The organism is Nostoc sp. CALU 1950, assembly GCF_051172895.1.
GTDB lineage: Bacteria > Cyanobacteriota > Cyanobacteriia > Cyanobacteriales > Nostocaceae > Nostoc > Nostoc edaphicum_A.
On sequence record NZ_JBDNJQ010000301.1, the window covers coordinates 1 to 3,695 of the forward strand.

Annotated in this window: 6 protein-coding genes; all 6 read left to right on the plus strand. The window is 43.6% G+C overall.

Annotation, left to right across the window (positions count from 1 at the left end):
• Nucleotides 1-302: hypothetical protein (locus tag ABF638_RS37090; protein ID WP_435027739.1), on the plus strand; the 302-nt coding region annotated here is incomplete at its 5' end.
• Between the two features lie 24 nt (nucleotides 303-326).
• Nucleotides 327-1,169 (plus strand): DUF6920 family protein, encoded by an 843-nt coding sequence (locus tag ABF638_RS37095; RefSeq protein ID WP_435027740.1) that lies wholly within the window; start codon nucleotides 327-329, stop codon nucleotides 1,167-1,169.
• Nucleotides 1,170-1,262: 93 nt separating this feature from the next.
• Nucleotides 1,263-1,769 carry a hypothetical protein gene (locus ABF638_RS37100; protein WP_435027741.1) on the plus strand — a complete coding sequence of 169 codons (507 nt, stop codon included), beginning with the start codon at nucleotides 1,263-1,265 and terminating at the stop codon, nucleotides 1,767-1,769.
• A 119-nt stretch (nucleotides 1,770-1,888) separates the two neighbouring features.
• On the plus strand, nucleotides 1,889-2,833 hold the full coding sequence (locus tag ABF638_RS37105) for a DnaJ C-terminal domain-containing protein (RefSeq protein ID WP_435027742.1): 945 nt from the start codon (nucleotides 1,889-1,891) through the stop codon (nucleotides 2,831-2,833).
• Nucleotides 2,830-3,141 (plus strand): chaperone modulator CbpM, encoded by a 312-nt coding sequence (locus ABF638_RS37110; RefSeq protein ID WP_435027743.1) that lies wholly within the window; start codon nucleotides 2,830-2,832, stop codon nucleotides 3,139-3,141. The genes ABF638_RS37105 and ABF638_RS37110 overlap by 4 nt, the downstream gene beginning before the upstream one ends.
• Complete coding sequence (locus ABF638_RS37115; RefSeq protein WP_435027744.1) at nucleotides 3,138-3,440, plus strand: hypothetical protein; 303 nt, start codon at nucleotides 3,138-3,140, stop codon at nucleotides 3,438-3,440. The genes ABF638_RS37110 and ABF638_RS37115 overlap by 4 nt, the downstream gene beginning before the upstream one ends.
• The last annotated feature ends 255 nt before the right edge of the window (nucleotides 3,441-3,695 follow it).

Consider the following 3,695-nt stretch of genomic DNA (forward strand, 5'->3'; position numbering starts at 1 on the left):
TTCACACGTTGATATGGGTATTCTTCAACTTTGTGATTTTCTATATGCTTTATGCTGCCATCACCAATAAACTCGATCTCTGGCTCTGGATTGGTTATGGATTTATATTGCTAGAAGGGCTAACCCTACTAACTTTTACATCCCATTGCCCATTAAATCTGCTTGCCCGAAAATACTCAAACTCTACAAAGGACAATTTTGATATTTATCTTCCAAGTTGGTTAGCCAAGTACACGAAGTTAATCTATACAACTATTTTCGCAATTATTCTTATCATCACTATCTATCAAATTCTAAATTAACAACCATAGGTAAGCATCATGTGGATGAAATGGATTGCAATGATTGGTGTTTTAATCATAGTCTGCCTTGGACTTGCTGCGATCTATGGTAGCTATCGCTGGCAGTCAAACACTGATAACTTACGAGCCAAATTAATAAATGGACGGCGAACAATTAAGCCCCAAATCTATGACCAAAAAGAAATTGAAGGCTTACCAGAACCCGTACAGCGATTTTTTCGGACAGTACTCAAGGATGGACAAGCGATCGTGGCTGTGGTCAAGCTCTCTCAGCAAGGACAGTTCAATCTGAATGAAACAGAAGCCAAGTGGAATCCGTTTACTGCCACTCAACTTGTGATGACTCAACGCCTCGGTTTTGATTGGGATGCACGCATCCAGATGGCTCCAGGAGTTAATGCCTTTGTTCATGATACTTATCTTTTAGGAGAAGGCAGCTTACACGCATCATTACTCGGTCTTTTTACAGTTGCAAAAATGCACGGTGCGCCTGAAAACAATCAAGGTGAATTGTTACGGTACTTTGCTGAGGCAACTTGGTATCCCACTGCTTTATTACCCAGTCAGGGTGTGCGCTGGGAAGCGATCAATGACACCTCCGCCCGCGCTACTTTGACGGATGGTGCAACAACTGTCTCCCTCGTATTTCAGTTTAATGCTGAAGGGGCGATCGCTACTTGTCGGGCTGAGGCTCGTTATCGTGACAAGCTGACTGCTATGCCTTGGATCGGTCGATTCTGGGAATATTCAGTTCGTAATGGGATGCTTATTCCCTTAGAAGGTGAGGTGGGATGGGAGTATCCAGAAGGCACTCGGCTCTATTTTAAAGGAAGAACTACAGAGATTCACTATGAGTTCGCGTCTTGATGGACTGTAATTGAAACAAACATTAATTTGCACTTTTAATGTTGTTCTCATCTTATCTTGAATAGCCAAGTAACTCTGTATAGAATCCACCTGATGAAAAAAGCGTCTTTCTTAACACAACCCTTGTTTTTATTAGGAATATCTTTATTTATTTATATAATGGCACTTAGCTTGCCAGCACTAACTTTTGAGATAATCGAACCCAAGACAATACACACAGGTTCAACTTATATCATGAAGGGGATTGAAGTTACGATTGGGGGAATACTTGGATTGTTATTTCTTCAAGCGCCGGCTATTGGCTGGTTGGCTAATCCACTTTATTGGTATTCCTGTAAATTTTTTGTACAGAAGAAATACAAATTCTCAATAGCTTCTGCTTTTTGTTCAATTATTGTAGGCTTTACAGGCACAATCTCAACATATTGGTTTGCGTTACCTAATGGTAGTAATCCTGATAGTCAGCTTCTATTAATCAAGTTACTTCCTGGTTTCTGGTTATGGCTTGCGGCTCCTGCCTTTGTGATGATTATTGCTAGTGGCTTTGCTTATACAAAACACAGTCATCGCCTTGAAAGAAAAAGTGTGAAGCTTCCCTAGACTTCATGAGAGCAATTGTTAGCATGATTCAATTGGAACTTATCTCTAACTGAAAATACACCCACCGCAAAAAACCTGCAATTCTCCTAAATTGCCGCTACGCGAACAAAAGGTAACTGATGCCAACTACAACAGACTTTAAAGACTACTATGCCATTTTGGGAGTAAGCAAAACCGCAACCCCAGAAGAAATCAAACGGACTTACCGCAAGCTTGCCCGCAAATATCATCCTGACCTCAATCCTGGAGACAATGACGCAGAAACAAAGTTCAAAGAACTCAATGAAGCGAATGAGGTATTATCTGATCCAGAGAAGCGGCAGAAGTACGATCGCTTTGGTCAGCACTGGAATCACCCTGGTTACACTGAAGCGCCGACACCTAGAGGAACTAATGTTGGTACAACCGACTTTGATCAGTACGGCGATTTTGATTCGTTTATCAACGATCTGCTGGGTCGAACGAGACGTAAAACCTCCACTGGTGGATTTGATGATTTTAATGGGGGATTTCGTTCTCAAGCCCCTGCAACAGATACCGAAGCTGCGATCGCACTCACATTTTCTGAAGCATTTCACGGTGTCCAAAAACGGCTGCAACTCGACGACGAAACCATCAACGTCCGCATTCCCGCAGGTGCAAAACCAGGCAGTCGAATTCGGCTCAAGGGTAAAGGTCGTCCTAGTCCGTTCTCTCAACAGCGCGGCGATTTGTATTTAACTATCGAAGTGTTAACCCATCCCTTCTATCGATTTGAGGGCGATAACCTCGTTTGTGACATTCCAATTCGTCCCGATGAAGCGGTTTTAGGGGCAGAAATTAGCGTGCCAACCCCCGATGGTAGCGTGAAGATGAAAGTTCCTAAAGGGGTGCGATCGGGGCAATCGCTGAGACTACGCGGCAAAGGCTGGACATTGCCAAAAGGGGGACGAGGTGATTTATTTGCCAAACTTCAGATTGTCACGCCAAAAGACCTGAGTGCGATCGAGCAAGAATACTACGAAAAAATCCAGGCAAATACTAGCTTTAACCCACGTACCCAATTAGAGGAGATAAAATTATGACCTTCAGCCTTTCAAAAACCGTGGTTTCACTCGAAGGTGAGCAACTTTACAGCTATGAATATGCTGCATTAATCACTAAGACTTCGATTACGCTGGTGAAGTTTTACGTTGAGTTAGGCGTAATCGAACCCATCGGTGATTTGCTGCATTCCCGCGAAATTGCGCGAATTGCTCAGATTCAACGCTTGCGTCGAGATTTGGGGCTGAACTTAGTCGGAGCGGCAATGGTGCTAGATATGACGACTGAAATTGCCCAATTACGGGCACAGCTAAAAGTGTATCAGTCTCATTCATCAAACTCGTTATGAGCTATCTCAACCAACGGTCAAAGCCCGCATTAGATTATGAGCGCAGCGAAGTGCTGCAACAGTTGGAAGATTGGCTAGAAACGCCGATGCTGGTGCTGGGCTTTGCTTGGTTGGGACTTTTTATCGTTGAGCTAGTTTGGGGACTGAATCCTTTATTAGAAGCGAGTCTATTTCAGAGAGGCTTGTCTGCGACACGCTCCCGCGTTCGCCAACGCTGCTATCATTTGGATCGCCTTTATCGTAGATTTTGGGATCAAATTTCTCCTCGCTCTTCGCAGAATTTCTTACCTTCGACATAACTGGTTGACCGCTTTTTCACTATTTATTCCAGCGCTGCGATGTCCACTGGACTACTTACCAGTTCCGCTAATGGGGACTTGAAATCATCCCTTTTCCCCCAGCGCTAATATGGTCGTGCATTTTTATTGTCAGCTTTACACAGCAAAGATTTTGAAAGTTAAGTGGCGGCTAAGGACAGCCTCGCTAATTTCACCCCTACTTATTAGTCTTTGGCATTGCACTGTCAAGAGTTTTCGCCAATTCTAAGTTCCTGT